This window comes from Ruminiclostridium sufflavum DSM 19573, assembly GCF_003208175.1.
Classification (GTDB): Bacteria; Bacillota; Clostridia; order Acetivibrionales; family DSM-1351; genus Ruminiclostridium; species Ruminiclostridium sufflavum.
The window spans coordinates 1-16,587 of record NZ_QKMR01000009.1 but is presented as its reverse complement, the minus strand read 5'-3'; the positions used below and the strand labels follow the sequence as shown (position 1 = coordinate 16,587).

Here is a 16,587-nt window from a genome sequence, read left to right as displayed (position 1 = left end):
TTTTAAGAGATATCAACCAGCCCGCGAAAAATCATTTATCTTTCATAATAAGTGTAACCACGCAAGCCATTTTCAAAGGCACGCATAATTTCCTTTCTGTCGCTTGCGCTTATCAGTCCCTCACGAATGGCATTCTCTGCCTTCTCACGGAAATGTACAGTCATATCCTTGGGATCATATTCCACATATGTCAGAACATCTGCTACGCTGTCTCCGTGTATTTCCTTCACAAGGTCATAGCTTCCGTCAGGATGTATCCTGACGCTGACTACGTTAGTATCTCCGAAAAGGTTGTGCAAATCGCCCAGCGTTTCCTGGTAAGCTCCCACTATAAATACACCCAGATAGTAGTCATCCCCGTTTTTCATCTCATGGAGGGGCAAGGTGGTTCTGACATCATGAAGGTCTATAAAATGGTCAATCTTCCCGTCGCAGTCACAGGTTATGTCTGCGATGACCGCATTGCGCTTAGGCAATTCTATCAATCTGTGCAGCGGCATTATCGGAAACAGCTGATCTATGGCCCAGCTGTCGGGAATTGATTGGAATACTGAAAAATTGCAATAATAAATGTCCGCTATTGCGCTCTCTATATCCTCCAAATCCGGCGGAAAATTCTTCAGCTTCTGCTTTTCCTTTGCAATCTGGTTAATTGTATTCCAGAATATTTTCTCTGAGAATGCACGTTCACGCAGATTTACAGCGCCATGCTTAAACATGTCGCGAATTTCATCACGATAGTATAAAGCATCGTTATAGCACTCCTGAATATTCTTCTGCGTAATATTTTTATTAACATCAAACAGATTTTTGATCTGCTCAGGAGTATCCTCCGTCAGCTTATCCGGCAAGCTGTGCTCCTCAAATCTTTCCACATCCAGCACATTAAACAGCAATACGGAATAATATGCTACGGTTGTTCTTCCCGACTCCGTCACAATAATAGGGTGCGAAATATCACTTGAGTCAAGGGTGCTCATAACAGCCTCTACTATATCGGTGCAATATTCTTCAACAGTATAGTTGCGGCTGTTTATATAGTTTGTATTTGAGCCGTCATAGTCAACGGCAAGACCGCCTCCCAAATCAAGATAGCCCATCGGCGCACCTTCATTAACCAGCTCTGCATATACCCTTGCCGCCTCCAGCACAGCTGAACGTATGTCCCTGATATTGGGTATCTGGGAGCCAAGATGATAATGAAGCAGCTTGAGACAGTCCAGCATGTTTTCCTTTTTAAGGGTATCCACCACAGTAATTACCTGAGACATATTCAAGCCAAAAATACTTCGGTCTCCTCCTGATTCGGTCCAATGCCCTCCTGCCTTTGCAGACAGCTTGATGCGCAGTCCGATATTAGGATTGACTCCCAGTACCCTAGAACGTTCCAATACAATATTAACCTCGCTGAGCGTCTCAATAACAAAGAAGCATTTGAATCCCATCTTTACGGCATAAAGCCCTAAATCCACAAATTCCTCATCCTTATACCCATTGCAGATAAGACAGGCTTCCTTGTCCTTCATCAGTGACAAGGCAGCAACCAATTCAGCCTTGCTGCCCACTTCCAAGCCATGATGATAGCGCTGTCCGAATTTAGTTACCTCCTCAACTACCTGCTGCTGCTGATTAACCTTGATAGGGTAGACTCCCCTGTATGCCCCCTTATAGCCAAGCTTGTTCATAGCATCCCTGAAGGATTCATTTAAAAGAGATATCTGGGAGTCCAGCAAATTTTCAAAGCGGAGCAGCACAGGCATATCAAGCCCGCGTTCACGAACACCTGAAATTATATCCATAAGGCTGATTGCAGCCGATTCATTATCCTTATAGGGGTTAACCATTACCTCTCCCGTTTCCGAAATTGAAAAATAGCCGTTCCCCCAATTTTTCACACCGTACAATTCCTCGGACTTTTCTTTTGTCCATCTACCTAATACTTCTGATTTATTCATGGCTTTTCCCTTTCATACAAATAAATTTGGCAGATTCAGTGAGATTAAAGTAAATATATAATCTTCTAAAATCAAACGATAACACATCACAAGAGAGCTTGTCAATACACATAAAACAGCAGCATAGCAATGAATTTTTCCAAGGTCTCTCCCACCTATGTATTTGTACCTTGCCATACAAATTCACGCAAAATAAAAAAGACCTGCAAATTCTTTTGAACCCAGGTCTTAATGCTTTTCAGCAGCTTATTCAAATTCTCTGGTAAAGATATCACTGTGTTCAAGCAGCTTTTCTACCGTATCAAAGCCCAAGCGATGCAGCAAGTCCATTACATATGGGTTATCCACCGGTGTGACATAGGTGGCTTGATTACCGTACTGATTTACATTTTCCCGGCCTTCCTCACGGTTCAGTATTGCTTTAGGCCCTCCTACGCAGCCGCCCACACACCCCATTCCCTCAAGGAAATTGGCATTAAGCCTCCCCTCCTTAAGCTCATTCAGCATTTCCTTACATTCGCGGATGCCGTTTGCCTGCTGGGTACGAATTACAATTTCCCGGTTTGGATTCAGGCGCTCCAAGGTATTTTTTACAGCTTCGCTTACTCCTCCTGTCCTTGCGTATATTCTGCCCGCCTTTGAGGAATGGTCGCGTGAATCCTCCTCCATTTCTGCGGGATTAATATTTGCAAAATCAAAAATATCATGTATCTCCTGAAAGGTAAGAACATAATCTACCGCATCGGCAATATCAGGCTCCTTCGCTTCAGATTTCTTTGCGATGCAGGGGCCGATAAACACCGTAACAGAATCAGGCTCCAGTATTTTTATCGAACGCCCGCAGGCCACCATTGGTGATACCGATCCGGGAACATGAGGCATAAACTGCTTGTATATTTTTCTAAGCATAGCAATCCACATGGGGCAGCAGCAGCTTGTCAGAAGATAATCCTTTTCGCTTAATATGGTTCTGTCAAATTCAAGCGCTTCCTTGAGTGTGAGAATATCCGCAAAAAGAGCTACCTCAACCATACCGGCAAAGCCTATACTTTTAAAAGCACTCCTCAGCTTGCCGGGTGTGACCTGCTTACTGAACTGGCTGATAAACGCCGGTGCAATCATGGCATATACAGGGCCCTTTCCGCTCTTGACAGCTGCAAGGGCAGGCAGTATATCCTTGCTGGCCGTGAGCTTCTGCGCTTTGCAGCTGTCAATACATTCCGAACAGCCTATACATAAATCCTTATTAATTATTGTATTGCCCTTTTCATCCTTATCTATCGCATCAAACAAGCATCTTACAGTGCAGGCACTGCATGTTTCCCCGTCAGAGCAATTACAATCTGCAATTCTCCATACCGAGGCATATTTTTCAGGATGCAGCAAGCAATCCAATTGATGTGAGTCATAGCCCTGCCGGCGAATATTTTTCAACTCCTCATTTGTCCTGTTTTCAACAGCGGCTTTTGCCAGCTTTTTGTAAAGTTCATTAAATGCCTGCATAATTAATACCTTCCCACTTTATATATTTAAAAAACAGCCTGCCGGTTTTATCCGGCAGGCCACATTCATTACTGGTTTACCAAATTATCTTTTTCTGCTCTCAGGTATAAAGGTCTCACAATCAGTTTGCCTTGAGGTACTTGCATCCTTTGCGCTCACCTCTATCTGATCAGCTGAGCAATAGTCGCCGGCCATATGATACTTGCATGTATCAACTACACACTTGATTCCTTCATGTGGGTGGTTCATCATATTTGCACTCATATAAACCTCCTCGCCGGATTCACGGCACAAAATAATTTAGTGATGCTGTTATGCCTTTATCCAAAAGCTTTTTTACAGCAAAATTATTATTTGTATTCAGCAAAAAATAATACTATCAATCTTTAGTAAATTCCTCAAATCCTTTGCTGTATTTCAAATCACCGTTTTTCATAACCCATAATGCCTCTGTATCAGGCAGATTATTTATAAATTCCATACCTTTTTCAACCGGCATACAAAAGACAGCGGTTGACAATGCATCTGCCATTCCGGAATTCTTGCATACTATAGTAACCTGAGAAAAATATTCTGCCGGAAACAAGGTATCAGGATCAATTAAGTGATGATACCTTTTACCGTTAACAGTATAGTATCTCTCATAGTCCCCGCTTGATACAAGGGATAAATCAGCGAGATACACAATACTGACGTTTGACTTTTCACTTTCCTTGTCCGGATTCTGAATACCCAAATTCCACAGCTTGCCGCCGGAGTCCTTATTTCCTATTGCGCGTATATTTCCGCCCACACTGATTAATCCGGAGGTGAAGCCCTTTTCATATGCAATCCGGCTTACCTGCTCAGTTGCATAGCCCTTACCGATAGAACCAACATCAATACTCATTTCAGGGTCTGCAAGAAAAACCGTGGAATTCGCCTCATCTATAATAATTTTGTTTATATCCGTATGTTCAGCTGCTTTTTTCAGCTCAGCCATATCCGGCACAGCGGCCTCAGCCTCGTTGTCAATACCTTCTTCACGATATTTGTGCCATATTTCAAGCACAGAGCCTAAAGCAATATTCATTTTACCATTAGTCTTTTTATACCACTCTATTGAATAATTAATCAAAGCAATTATTCTTTTATCAACCTTAACCGCTTTTATTCCGGCATTGTCATTTATAGTTTTTATGTTGTTAATACCATCGTAGTTATTATATATGTCGTAAAGCTGATGATATTCCTTCAGGTTATCATAAATCAAACGGGAATACCTTGTAAATTCTTCCTTGCTGTCAGTATATGCGACTATTTTTGTCATAGTATCAAACAGCTCCAGAAATTCCGCCTCATATCTTTTCCTGTCTTGACTCCCGCATGCAGTTAAGTTTATTAAAAATGTAATTGCAATTATCGTTGCTGTTAATTTTTTAAACAACTTTTTCCCTCTATCAAAATTTTATCACACAAAAGCTTAATTTGGAATATAGTCAGGACTGCCGCAGTAAGCTTCTTTATAACCGACATAACAGATGCCCTGCCGCAGCCCCGATTCTGTATATTTATTTTGCACTTGAATTTGCTTTTTCAATTACCTTCTGGAAATCTCCTATATGAACTGTAACCGAGCCGGTTAATTCTGCTTCGGTTGCAACTCCTTCTTCATTCACAGCTATTCCCTTAACCTCTTCAATTGTCTTGCCGACTACATATTTTGCAAATGCAGCCGCCTCCTCATACCATTCCTTGCCTATCTTTGACGCCTTCTTCATACCGTATGCATCGCCAAGCTCATTCTTTGTTTTAAGCTCAGCCTTTATGTCAGAAGTAATCTTTCCTGACTTGTTAAAATTTACATCAGATTGGGATGCGTCTATAATTGAGCCGGTTATTTTCCCGTCAGTATCAAATGTGGCAGCCGTATACATTGAATAAGCCTGAGCCAATCCATCCTTTTCTCCGGCATCTGTGGACTTTTCAATATTTGTTGATATTCCCAATCCCAGCTTGTCGCCGGACTTAGCGCCTAAATCCTGAGCATTTGCAACAGCCTTCTCGGTGACCGCTATGAAGTCACCGATATGTACTGTCACAGAAGATGCCAATTCAGCATCACCGGCAGTACCCTCTTCATTTACAGCTATACCCTTTACCTCGGCAGCTGTTTTTCCAACAACATAATCGGCAAAGGCTTTTGCTTGCTCATTCCACTCCTTACCTATTTTTGATGCCTTACGCATACCATATTCATCACCAAGCTCGTTTTTTGATTTAAATTCCGCTTTTAAATCAGTAAGAATTTTACCTTGAGCAGAAAAATTAATTTTTGTTTGTGCCGCATCAATAACACACTTTACAATTTTCCCGTCCTTATCAACGGTAACTGCTGCCACCATTGAGTCAATCTCTGCCATGCCGTCCTTTTCTCCGGCATCTGCGGAGTTTGCAATTGATGACACAACCGCAAGTCCGGTTTTAACAGCATCACCGGCAGTACCGGTATTAGTCTCAATACCTGCAGATGTGTTTGCCGCATCGTTTTGTTCTCCTGTTGAGCCGCATCCCGCCATTACGGCAATTGCCAGTGTCAGGCTCAATACTAGTGAAAATAGCTTTTTCATGTTGTCTCCTCCATTATATTTTTTATATTAATTAACCTACACACCCGGTTCGGGCACGAAAATTCAGGTAAAAAGCTTCAGCAGAGTATTATAACTATCCTAAACCATTCTTTTAAAAGCAGGCATAATAAGCCTTAGCAATACAGAGGTTGCCATTCCCGCAGCAATACCTGATATCAGCAGTACCGGTAAATAAACCCACAAATACATGTTTGTATATATCAGCGAAATAGCGGCAAATTGACCTATATTATGAAATACCGCTCCAAAAACACTAAGAACAAAATAAGATATTTTGTCTTTAAACACTATCAATAGCACAGACATTACAACTATTGATAGTGTTCCCCCGCATAAGCTTAATATTCCTGCTATAAATCCACGGGTAATTAATACAAAGCCTGCTTTTAATACAGCTATCAGAAAAGCCGGCTTTTTATCAAGAAAAAACAGCGCATACATAACAGAAATATTGGAAAGGCCCAGCTTTACTCCCGGTACTGCAAAAAACAAAGCCGGAAAGGAATTTTCAACCACAGACAATACCAATGCAACGGCAAACAGCAATGCGGTTAATACTAAAAGCTTGGTTTTTGACATACCCGCCCCGGTCTTATCCACCTTTAACCTCCCTCATGCCTATTTTCCTGCTACCATATCAATATCATCATCACTGCGTGCTTTTACCGGAACAATCTTCAAAATTATTTCATTGGGAAGGCAGGCGGCAGTTTCACCTATATTTTTCAGCCTTCCGGTTCTTATGCATATCTTGTCCGGGCAATCAGATTCCACAAAACCTATACTCCCGTCTTTTTCCAAATAAAAAATAACATTCTTGTTCTGCGGTATTGAAAACTGCCTGTCTGTGCCGGTATTCAAATCTATTGTAGCAGCCAGCTCAGATTTATAATAAATTTCAGCTTCGGCAGGCTTACCCGGATTATTGTATTTATAAACAGCCCACATTGCAAAGCTGACTGCAGCAATGCCTGCAATAATCAACACATCTGTTTTTCTGAAAAACTTCATTTCAGCCTCCCCGTATTAATGCACTGATGAATATAGCGAGGGTGATTGAACCCATAATAACTACATAATTTTTAATGGAGCAAATAAAGGTTGTTTCTTTTTCCTGTTTTTGCAAAAATATTTTAATATTCCTTTGAACCGGAAATATTGCAAGTACCGCCAGCAAACAGACAGGCGGCAAAAGCCTGAATACAGCCATAATTATTATTCCGGAATAAGCAAAATAATTTAATGCGGCAAAAAGATAAACAGCCTTGTGGCCCAAATAATACGGCAGTGTATAACGTTTTACGGCAACATCTCTTTCTAGGTCGCAGATATTATTTGCAAGCATAATATTTGCAGTAGTGCATACAGGCGCAATTGACAGCAAAAGAACTGTCAGCACAGGCACTACATGTATATTAAGGCTAATGGTTCTTAGGCTTAGCTCCAGCGAAAGAATCGCACCCTCAGGCAGGTTTATATACAACAATATGAAGGGTATGAGCAAGCCGTAAAATATGCCGGAAAATAATTCTCCAAGAGGCTGTCTGGATATCGGAACAGGTCCGAAGGTGTAAAAAATACCGCATGCAAAGCAAACACCTCCGGTTATGAGAATAATTATGTCTGTTCTATATGACAGATATAAGCCTAAAGCCGTGCTGATACCTAATAAAGCAAAAATAATGTTTTTCGCTGTCCTTCTTGTATATACCAGTATTTGGTGGTTAGTTTTTGTATCAATATAATTATTGATTGCCGTAGTAGCCAAATCGAAAATAAACATAGCTCCGAAGAACACCAAGGTCAGTTCCCAGTTTACGGGCCTTCTTATATAGAAAATGTAAGCCATCGTCATAAAAAACGCAAACAGGCTGGTTATTTTTGTTTTTATTTCAATATAATCAAACAGTTTTTTTATCATATTGTTTATCCCGTAACCTTAGCAAAGCCGCACGCCTTTTCCAAAACAGATACCAGCTTGTTTTTCTTATCCAAGGTAATTCCAAGCTCATTAATTATCTTCATTGCCTTATCGTAATATTTCATTGAAACCATCCGGGTATAGCTCAGGCCTCCGCTCTTTTCAACGGCATTGTTTATATCCTCTCTTGATAGCTCCCTGCTTTCTGCTTTATTTCTCAAGCCCGGCATTTTTCTAAAAGCATGTATGAGAGGAAGCGTAATTACTCCCTGCTCAAAGTCAGATTGAACCGGCTTCTTCGCATAATCCTCGGTCTTTTCAAAATCAATGCAATCATCAGTCATCTGAAAAATCATACCGGTATACCGCCCCAATTTCATATATTTTGATATTATCAACTCATCCTGCTCGTTTAAAACCGCTCCTGCATAAAAGGATGCTTCAAAAAGAGCAGCTGTTTTGCCTGAAATAATTTTCAAATACCTGTAAACCGATAAGTCCAAAAAGCCATTATTAATATGCTGGTTTAATTCTCCAAGACAAACCCTTCTCATATAATCAGGGACTATTAAATCCAGATATCCCTTTTTTTCCGGTATCAAAGCAACTAATTTCAGTGCGGTGCAAAGTAAATAATCACCGCAGATGACAGCAGTCTTTCTGCCATATTTTTTCTGAAGCGTAATTTTGCCTCTTCTGGTTTCTGCATTATCCATAACATCATCATGAACCAAGGTGGCCAAATGTATTATTTCAATAGCAGCAGCAAAGTTAACCGCATGAGGATGAATTAAACCGTTCTCATTCTGTGCACAGATAAGCAATGCTGCCGCGCGGATAAGCTTGCCGCCCGACGATGCCAAATGCTGTGTATACCGGCGGATAATTACAGGAGCAGAAGTCAATTCTCTGTTTATTTCCTTTTTAACCATATCCAATGCTTCCGTATTTTCTATGAAGCCTATTCCATCCTGATTTTTTATATTTTCTTTAGTCATTATAGATATACAACCTTCTCACAAATGGTAATTTTCTCCACATTCTCTTTAAATAAGGCATAGCATAATAGTCAAGTCCAAAGGTTTTCCCGGCACCTATCAATACTGCTATTGCAGCAAATATCATCCAGAAGGTTGACAAATACAGACCGGTAGTACTGACAAACATAACCTGCAGCACCAGTGAAAATGCCGAGGCCGGTGTTGTAAACAGTCCTCCTATCAGTGCAAGACCAATTAAAATCTCCGCTACAACAATAAAGACCTGCATTACAATCTGAACATTATCATTGGGAATAATAAGCTTATTAACAAACCAGTTAATCAAAGGAATATCTATTTTAAAAGCATAATCACTTATAACTGACTTTGACAGCTCCTTTCCGCTTACAAAGATCAATCGCAGCAAGCCCAGTATATCAAAATTCATAATTGTTGTACCCACACTTGCCGCAACTTCACCCGTTGCCGAGCTTACTGCCTCGGTTGCAGCCTGTACCGCTGTCTCTCCCGCTTTTACATCAATCGCTCCTGTAGAGCCGTATAAAATACTGTTATACCATGAATCGGCGCCTTTGAAAAATTCTGTCAGCTTTGGCGCCGTAAGCCATCCCTCAACGATTTTCATTATACCTTCAAAAAGCCATACCGCTCCAAGCCAGACTCTGACAGGAGTAAGCAAAAAGCTTGGGGTTCTGTTTGAAAAATGACCGCCTACAAAGCTTCTGCAATTCCTTATAGTGAAAAACTCATGCTTTAGATAGCTGAATACTTTATTCCAGCCTGACACCTGTATAAAATAAATTATATTTATAAAATGCTTTACAAACATTGCAAGGAAAGACGGCAAATTAAACATATGGTTTGGCATTCCTACTCTTGCAACACCGTATCTCCCTCCCACACAAACCATCATTCCGTGGAAGGCAGGCTTGTAAGCTGACATCTCCCCTTTTCCTGTTACTGCGCAGTATATATTTTTCGCAGCGGTTGCCGCACTCTGCTCACAGTTTTCAACCATTTGAGGAACAGGTCCTTCCTCACCTTCTGCTGTAAACAGCATATTATCACCCACTACATAAACATGGTCGTCGTTCACTGAACGAAGGAAGGAATCAAGCTTTATACGCCCTCTGTTTGCCGACTCAAGCGTCTTTGCAGCTTCATTTGTAATATCGGAGCTTTCAATACCTGCTGCCCATATTACAGTTCCTGCTGCATACCGGTTTACCGTATTATTTGATTTGATTTCTATAAAATCAGGGCCTATAGCCGAAACTCCGGAATTCAGCATGAGCTTAACTCCCATTTTATTAAAGCGTCTTTCAACCTTTTCCGAAAGCTTTTCCGGCAAATTCGGCACTGTTCTTTTAAGGATATCAACATTGCAGACAGATACAAACTCCCTGTCTATCTCATATTTCTCACACAGTATGGGAACATATTCGGCAAGCTCACCTGCCATTTCCACACCCGTAAAGCCTGCTCCCACAACATAGAAGGTTAATAACCTTTTCTTTTCGTCAATATTGGATTCACAGGCTGCCTTTCTGAAAGCATTATGGATATGGTCTTTAAGGTTTACGGCATCCTGATAGGACCACAGCCTGTGGGAATACTCTTCGGCACCGGCAACTCCGAAACAGGTGGGCTTAGAGCCTGCTGCCAGCACTAAGTAGTCATATTCATACTTCTGGTTTTCCCCCGCTGCAATTTTGTTATTAAAATCTATGGCTTCTACAGCATCAAGCACCACATTTACTTTTCGCCCTGCAAATACCTTTTTTAAGCCTATCTTAATGCTATCTTCATCAACGCGGTTTGCCGCTACTTCATGAAGCTCCGTAAGCATAGTGTGAAATGGATTTTTATCGATAATGGTAATACTGACTGTATCATCTTTCTTGAATTTTTTAGCCAGTTTCTTTGCAGTTAAAATGCCGGCATAGCCTGCACCAATTATTACAATTTTGCTTTTCATCGCCTTCTCCCCACTCTTTTCGACATTTTTCAGCTTTTTTCGTTTTTTCATTTTATCAGATTGTGATAAAATTATCAATGGATTTTTATACTATTCCTATCATAATACTATTTTTTATAAAAGCATTACTTCCAGCTTTGTTCCAAAGCGCTGAAAAAAGCGGTATGCTTCAATTTCAAATATTGCGCTGCCCAAAATGCTTGAACCGTAAAATATTATTCCATGAATAAATTTCTCAGCCATATAGTATATAATACCTCTTTATTATAAAATTAAACACTGAATATCCTATGTAAAGCACTGAAAATTATATTTTAAAATCCGCACTATAAAATACAGCTGCCAATTTCACAGGCAGCCGTATTTTATAATTGTTCAAGGCTTTATCCTCTGATTTTAATTGCAGCCTTAGCTGAGAATTATAAATTTTTCAATCCTGAAATCTCATCAACTGGCCTTTTTCAAACTTCCATTCCGGTGTCCTCAGAGCTTCACCGAAATTTACCGAATACCACGGACTTAGCTCCCCGTTTTCAAAATTTCTCAGAATATGGATATCCTGTGCAGGCATATAGCTCTGTGCAATTAAAAATATTTTTTCTCCCGTGCTGATGTTTTCTGCCATATCAAGAATAATAACAGTATGCCCGGGAGTATCGCCTTTCAAAAATACATCTCCAATCTGCATATTTTCAATTGATTTAAACTTCATTTCCTTTGAAAGTGACAACGTTCCTGCATATGCAAAAACCATATCAAGATATTTTCTAAAACTGCTATATTCCCTTGAATAATCTGTTTTCTCAACCCAATAGGTTTTATTCTCCTTAACTTCAATCCTGTATCCGTTCATCCATTTTGAATATTCGGCATTAAAACCGTTTGTAAAATTAAAGTGTATCTTTTCATACAAGCCCTGACCGTATAAATATTCAGCTCTGAGTCTGATAACAGCATCAGCACATTGCTGCAAGTCCCTGTTTCCGACATCAATATCAAGAACAGCGGCATGTACGGCTTTATCCGTTACTTCACCATTATAGAGCTTAATCTTAGTGCCGTCAGGCTTTACCGGTAATTCCCTCAGATATTGTTCGTATGAGTTGTTTTCTGCCTCAACTCTTTGAAAGCCTTTGGGAACCCTGACTCTTTCTTCAACTGTGTTTCCTCTTTTATTAATCAGAGTTGCCGTCTCATCCGCATCCGATTTAATTGCTTCGATTGCATCCTGCTTTGAAGCTGACTCCGTATTTTCATTATTTATTGCAAGGCTGCCATCGACATTACTTTGCTCAGGCTTGGTACTTGTATTTGTACAGCCGGTAAGCAATAAAAGCATAATTAATATTAAAATCTTTTTCATTGTATCCATTACACAAATTCCTCCTTGGTGTGACTGTCATTATATGGCATCTTCATATACCAGCGCCAGACAGCTTGAACCGTTCTTCATAAGAACATTTAAAGTATTTTTTTGAGAACAACCGTATTTTCAATTCCGTGGTAAAACGATTATTATGCTCAATAAACATACTGGCTAAGACAACAAAAGCACCCCGAAAAAAATCAGAGGTGCTTCTGCTATGCTTCTGTTATCGAATTAGTACAAAAGCCCGAATTATATCTTATTACGGGACATCAAATGCTTTGGTGCCTTTGGTTGATGAAATGTTGAACTGCTTGCTGAACAAACACCCGATAACGCGAGCTGCGTAATTAATAATGATAACGCTGCAAGCAAAAATTTGAATTTTGACTTCATAAGTCTTACCCCCTCTATATTTAAATATTTACCCATTAAGGTCATCTATAAGCTTTACCGCTTCCTCCACCTGATTATTTATCAGCAAATCACGTATCTCTCCCAGTGCAAACTTAACATCATCCTCAAAATCGCTGTATTTGTTATATGATTTGACTACCAGACCCCCTATAACAGTATAAATTAATTTGAATATCAAAAAATTAAGCACTAATACGATTATAAACAAGGATGCAGAGAATGTTATTTGATAAACTACCTGTAATTTTTCAAAAATTGAAATGAATATAAAATACAGCAATTGCTCTCCGAACACCAGCAGCAAAAATGATGCCAGAAACAATCTATGGAAATTGCAGTTAATACGTGTAACCAGCAGCACCTCGTGTTTCCATAAAAAAACTATCATCAGTGCCTGAACACTGCGCTGTGGCAGCGAAAGCAATACATACCAGTGATATCCCTCCTGAAAATTCGCCAGCCCGTTAAATACATACGTAATTACATAAGGCGTATATATAACTTCTGTTGCAGTAATTATCATTAAAAAAAATGCAGTCCCGAATAAGGCATATACGGGCTTCATCCTGTATACAAGCATAAAAATCAATGAATATGCAATAATATGCAAGGTAACATTTATAATTATATTTGGAGATACAGGCCTGATAATGCATGAGGAAAGAAGCATTAAAAATAAGGAGGCTGTAAATCTGACAATATTGTTCCTATTTATTTTTAAAGTGTCTTTTCGTCCGGTAATAAGCAAGGCTATTATTAAATTTAAAAACGCTTCAGGCAATGATACTAAAAACAATATGTACATATTCATTACCATTTCAAAATCACCTCTAAAAATATATTTTTCTTCTAGTTTATGACAAAAAAACCATAAAGTAAATATAATCAGAAAAAAACCTAATATTTTCATTAATGCGACAAAATACAAGTATTTTATAAGGCTTATAAAGCTGTTAATTACTTTGAATTTTCAGGCAATTGCTTTGTAAGCAAGCCAATTATTGTATGACCGGTAATAAATAGAGTTTTGATAGAAAAAGTTAAGTTTATTTATTAAAAATGTGTAACATATTAATTTTATTTTACATATGTTAGTTTAGGGAAAAAAGTTTTCTCTCCGCTTAAACAGGAAGAATAACCCCTTTACATAAATTTTAAGGAGGTGTTTTTATTGAGCAGCAAGCATATACAGCTGAATATGCTTCCTATAGGAAAAAAAGGAAGGGTTAAAGCGCTCTGCTCCGACGGTACGATTCGAAGAAGAATGCTTGATTTGGGACTGATAACCGGCACTGAGGTTGAAGCACTCCAGAAAAGCCCTTCCGGTGATCCTGTGGCTTACCACATCCGTGGTGCTGTAATAGCGCTGCGCTCGGAAGAAGCATCAAAAATACTCATTGAAGTCTATTAATCATATTATCAAGCAAGGAGGTCTTATATGGGTCTTACGAACCAAACCACAGGAACAGGCGTGCCGGCAAATAAGCTTAGCTTGGAACGGGTATATCCTGATGACAAGGTTATAGCTCTTGCCGGCAATCCAAATGTAGGAAAAAGTACTGTATTTAACAGCTTAACCGGTCTTAACCAGCATACCGGCAACTGGCCGGGGAAAACTGTCGCTAACGCATACGGAAAATACAGGCATAAGGATAAAAACTTTATAATGGTTGATATTCCCGGTACATATTCATTAATGTCTAATTCCTCCGAAGAAGAAATAGCGAGAGATTTTGTTTGCTTTGGAGCTCCGGATGCAACTGTCGTTGTAGCTGATGCCACCTGCCTTGAAAGAAATCTTAATCTGATTCTGCAAACCCTTGAAATCACTGACAGGGTAGTGGTATGCATCAACTTGATTGATGAAGCCGAAAGAAAGAAAATAAGCATTGACTGCGGAAAGCTTTCAGCTTCTCTGGGTGTTCCCGTCATAGCTACGAATGCCCGAAGCAACAAAGGGCTTGCAGAATTGATGGAGGCTGTCTACGAGGTAGCAAGCAGGCAGATATCAGTTAGTCCTTTACAAATCGCATATGATTCTGTAATTGAGGAAGCAATCGGTATAATTCAGCCTAAAATAAAAGAGCTGGCCGGCGATAAAATAAACAGCCGATGGGCCGCACTCAAGCTGATAGACGGGGATGAGTCACTGCTTAAAGCCTTAGACAGATATCTTGGCTATAATTTGACAGATAATCTTGAATTGCGGGAGCTCGTTATAAAGGCCGGAATACATATAAACGAGCAGGGCATAAAAACTGACCTGCTCAGAGACAAGGTTGTTTCCCGTCTTGTTGAAACCGCCGAGGAAATCAGCAAGAACGCCATAGCTTACAAAAATATGACCTGCAACAGCACCGACAGGAAAATTGACCGCATTCTTACATCAAAAATTTTCGGTATTCCTATTATGCTGGGTATGCTGGCAGTTATTTTCTGGCTTACTGTCGCAGGTGCAAATTACCCTTCCCGTCTGCTTTCTGATTTGTTTTTCAGTATTGAAGCAAGGCTGACGGATTTGTTTGTGCAAGCAGGCACACCTGTCTGGCTTCATGGAATACTTATTCTCGGAGTTTACCGTACACTGGCCTGGGTTGTTTCAGTTATGCTTCCGCCTATGGCTATATTTTTCCCCTTATTTACTCTTTTAGAGGATTTGGGGTATCTTCCGAGAGTTGCCTTCAATATGGATAATTTCTTTAAAAAGGCATGTGCCCACGGCAAGCAGGCTCTTTCAATGTGTATGGTTAAACTAATTCTGTAATAGTGTTTCTTTTTTTGCTTACCAACAATATAATACTATAAAATAAAAATGCACAAGTTAATTTACTTATAATTACATTTATGTTATAATATATAAAACAAAACACAAAGGGGGAATTTCTTTGAAAAAGAAAGCAATAAGTTTATGTCTATCTGCTCTTTTAATCCTATCGTTTAGTCTATTATGTGTAGCACAGAGTGATGTGGAGATAACTAAAAGCATGCAAGTAGTAGATACTCTCGACAATGTTGACGCTCTTTATAGACCCGGAACCGTTGCGGATGATTATGGAGATAGTACATATAAGTGTGCAGCATATCCAATTAAATACTTTAAAAAACTATACAGTGTTAGCTTATCAGGTCTTAGTGAAAATGGAACTCCAACTGTTACAAGCGGAAAACTTACAGTAGTGACAGATCCCAAAAAAGGGGATTTAGCCTTCTGGCCTTCAACTCCCCACAGTGCAATTGTGAAGTCTGTATCTGGAGATAAGGTTATTCTTATTGAACAAAATTGGAAATACAAAAGTGGGGGCAAGTGGTACGCCACAATCGATAGACAAGTATCTAAAACTTCAAGTGGTTTAAAGATTTACAGATGGAGCAAATGAACAAATACGCTTATCATTACATATAAAGGATGAAGCTTAAGAATTAAACCGCAGGCTAGAAGTTCAAATCCTTTCAAGCTCACCAGCGGAAATGAAGGGCTTAGCTAAAAACAGCCCTTCATTTTTTATGCTTATTCCTCCAATTTGGAATAGAATACCTCTATAATAGTAAGCGCTTAATCTTGGGGTGTCTTGCTTGAGTCTTTATGACACCATGATGGCAATTCGGGTGACCATGGCAGATAGGGTGTCAGAGATTCTTGCGTTAATTCTTTCAAGCCCGGCAATTTTGACAGTAGATATACCAAATACATATATGGGTTGAGTTGATTCGCTTTCGCAGACTCAATCATGCTGTATACAAGGGCACTGGCTTTAGCTCCACGGGTCGTATCGGCAAAGAGCCAGTTTTTCCTGCCTGTGACATAAGGTCTAATAG

At 39.7% G+C, this 16,587-nt stretch carries 18 protein-coding genes; 3 read left to right on the top strand and 15 right to left on the bottom strand.

Going from position 1 to position 16,587, the window contains the following annotated elements:
- Window positions 1-35: 35 nt before the first annotated feature.
- The 14 genes from speA to LY28_RS08730 all read right to left on the bottom strand — a co-directional run bounded on the left by speA (window position 36) and on the right by LY28_RS08730 (window position 13,588).
- Window positions 36-1,955, bottom strand: coding sequence for a biosynthetic arginine decarboxylase (gene speA, locus LY28_RS08790; RefSeq protein WP_110461813.1), 1,920 nt, complete (start codon window positions 1,953-1,955; stop codon window positions 36-38).
- A 246-nt stretch (window positions 1,956-2,201) separates the two neighbouring features.
- On the bottom strand, window positions 2,202-3,458 hold the full coding sequence (locus LY28_RS08785; RefSeq protein ID WP_110461812.1) for a [Fe-Fe] hydrogenase large subunit C-terminal domain-containing protein: 1,257 nt from the start codon (window positions 3,456-3,458) through the stop codon (window positions 2,202-2,204).
- A gap of 84 nt (window positions 3,459-3,542) precedes the next feature.
- Window positions 3,543-3,722: a DUF1540 domain-containing protein gene (locus tag LY28_RS08780; protein ID WP_110461811.1), complete on the bottom strand. Its 180-nt coding sequence runs from the start codon at window positions 3,720-3,722 to the stop codon at window positions 3,543-3,545.
- A gap of 115 nt (window positions 3,723-3,837) precedes the next feature.
- Window positions 3,838-4,884: an FAD:protein FMN transferase gene (locus LY28_RS08775; RefSeq protein ID WP_110461810.1), complete on the bottom strand. Its 1,047-nt coding sequence runs from the start codon at window positions 4,882-4,884 to the stop codon at window positions 3,838-3,840.
- A 124-nt stretch (window positions 4,885-5,008) separates the two neighbouring features.
- Window positions 5,009-6,067 carry a hypothetical protein gene (locus LY28_RS08770; protein ID WP_110461809.1) on the bottom strand — a complete coding sequence of 353 codons (1,059 nt, stop codon included), beginning with the start codon at window positions 6,065-6,067 and terminating at the stop codon, window positions 5,009-5,011.
- Window positions 6,068-6,166: 99 nt separating this feature from the next.
- Complete coding sequence (locus LY28_RS08765) at window positions 6,167-6,688, bottom strand: Gx transporter family protein (RefSeq protein ID WP_242981193.1); 522 nt, start codon at window positions 6,686-6,688, stop codon at window positions 6,167-6,169.
- Window positions 6,689-6,706: 18 nt separating this feature from the next.
- The gene (locus tag LY28_RS08760; protein WP_110461808.1) at window positions 6,707-7,099 is read right to left on the bottom strand and encodes a NusG domain II-containing protein; all 393 of its coding nucleotides are present in this window, start codon (window positions 7,097-7,099) and stop codon (window positions 6,707-6,709) included.
- A 1-nt stretch (window position 7,100) separates the two neighbouring features.
- Complete coding sequence (locus LY28_RS08755) at window positions 7,101-8,009, bottom strand: UbiA family prenyltransferase (protein WP_110461807.1); 909 nt, start codon at window positions 8,007-8,009, stop codon at window positions 7,101-7,103.
- A 5-nt stretch (window positions 8,010-8,014) separates the two neighbouring features.
- A complete protein-coding gene (locus LY28_RS08750) occupies window positions 8,015-9,007 on the bottom strand; it encodes a polyprenyl synthetase family protein (protein WP_110461806.1) in 993 nt (330 codons plus the stop codon).
- Window positions 9,000-10,988, bottom strand: coding sequence for an NAD(P)/FAD-dependent oxidoreductase (locus tag LY28_RS08745; protein ID WP_110461805.1), 1,989 nt, complete (start codon window positions 10,986-10,988; stop codon window positions 9,000-9,002). Before LY28_RS08745 ends, LY28_RS08750 begins: the two co-directional genes overlap by 8 nt.
- A 114-nt stretch (window positions 10,989-11,102) precedes the next feature.
- Window positions 11,103-11,231 carry a hypothetical protein gene (locus LY28_RS19680; protein WP_278303153.1) on the bottom strand — a complete coding sequence of 43 codons (129 nt, stop codon included), beginning with the start codon at window positions 11,229-11,231 and terminating at the stop codon, window positions 11,103-11,105.
- 187 nt (window positions 11,232-11,418) lie between these two features.
- Entirely contained in the window at window positions 11,419-12,360 is a 942-nt protein-coding gene (locus LY28_RS08740; protein ID WP_242981192.1) for a DUF4846 domain-containing protein, read from the bottom strand.
- A gap of 246 nt (window positions 12,361-12,606) precedes the next feature.
- A complete protein-coding gene (locus LY28_RS08735; RefSeq protein WP_110461914.1) occupies window positions 12,607-12,750 on the bottom strand; it encodes a cyclic lactone autoinducer peptide in 144 nt (47 codons plus the stop codon).
- Between the two features lie 28 nt (window positions 12,751-12,778).
- A complete protein-coding gene (locus LY28_RS08730; protein WP_110461804.1) occupies window positions 12,779-13,588 on the bottom strand; it encodes a hypothetical protein in 810 nt (269 codons plus the stop codon).
- 381 nt (window positions 13,589-13,969) lie between these two features.
- On the opposite strand from LY28_RS08730, the gene LY28_RS08725 reads away from it, so the two are divergent.
- From LY28_RS08725 to LY28_RS08715, 3 genes are all read left to right on the top strand, one after another.
- Window positions 13,970-14,182: a FeoA family protein gene (locus LY28_RS08725; protein ID WP_422784993.1), complete on the top strand. Its 213-nt coding sequence runs from the start codon at window positions 13,970-13,972 to the stop codon at window positions 14,180-14,182.
- Window positions 14,183-14,209: 27 nt separating this feature from the next.
- A complete protein-coding gene (locus LY28_RS08720) occupies window positions 14,210-15,535 on the top strand; it encodes a ferrous iron transporter B (RefSeq protein WP_110461802.1) in 1,326 nt (441 codons plus the stop codon).
- A 121-nt stretch (window positions 15,536-15,656) separates the two neighbouring features.
- Window positions 15,657-16,148 carry a CHAP domain-containing protein gene (locus LY28_RS08715; protein ID WP_110460154.1) on the top strand — a complete coding sequence of 164 codons (492 nt, stop codon included), beginning with the start codon at window positions 15,657-15,659 and terminating at the stop codon, window positions 16,146-16,148.
- Window positions 16,149-16,324: 176 nt separating this feature from the next.
- Here the strand turns inward: LY28_RS08715 and LY28_RS08710 are convergent.
- A partial coding sequence (locus LY28_RS08710) for a transposase domain-containing protein (protein ID WP_133250184.1) occupies window positions 16,325-16,587 on the bottom strand: 263 nt, incomplete at its 5' end.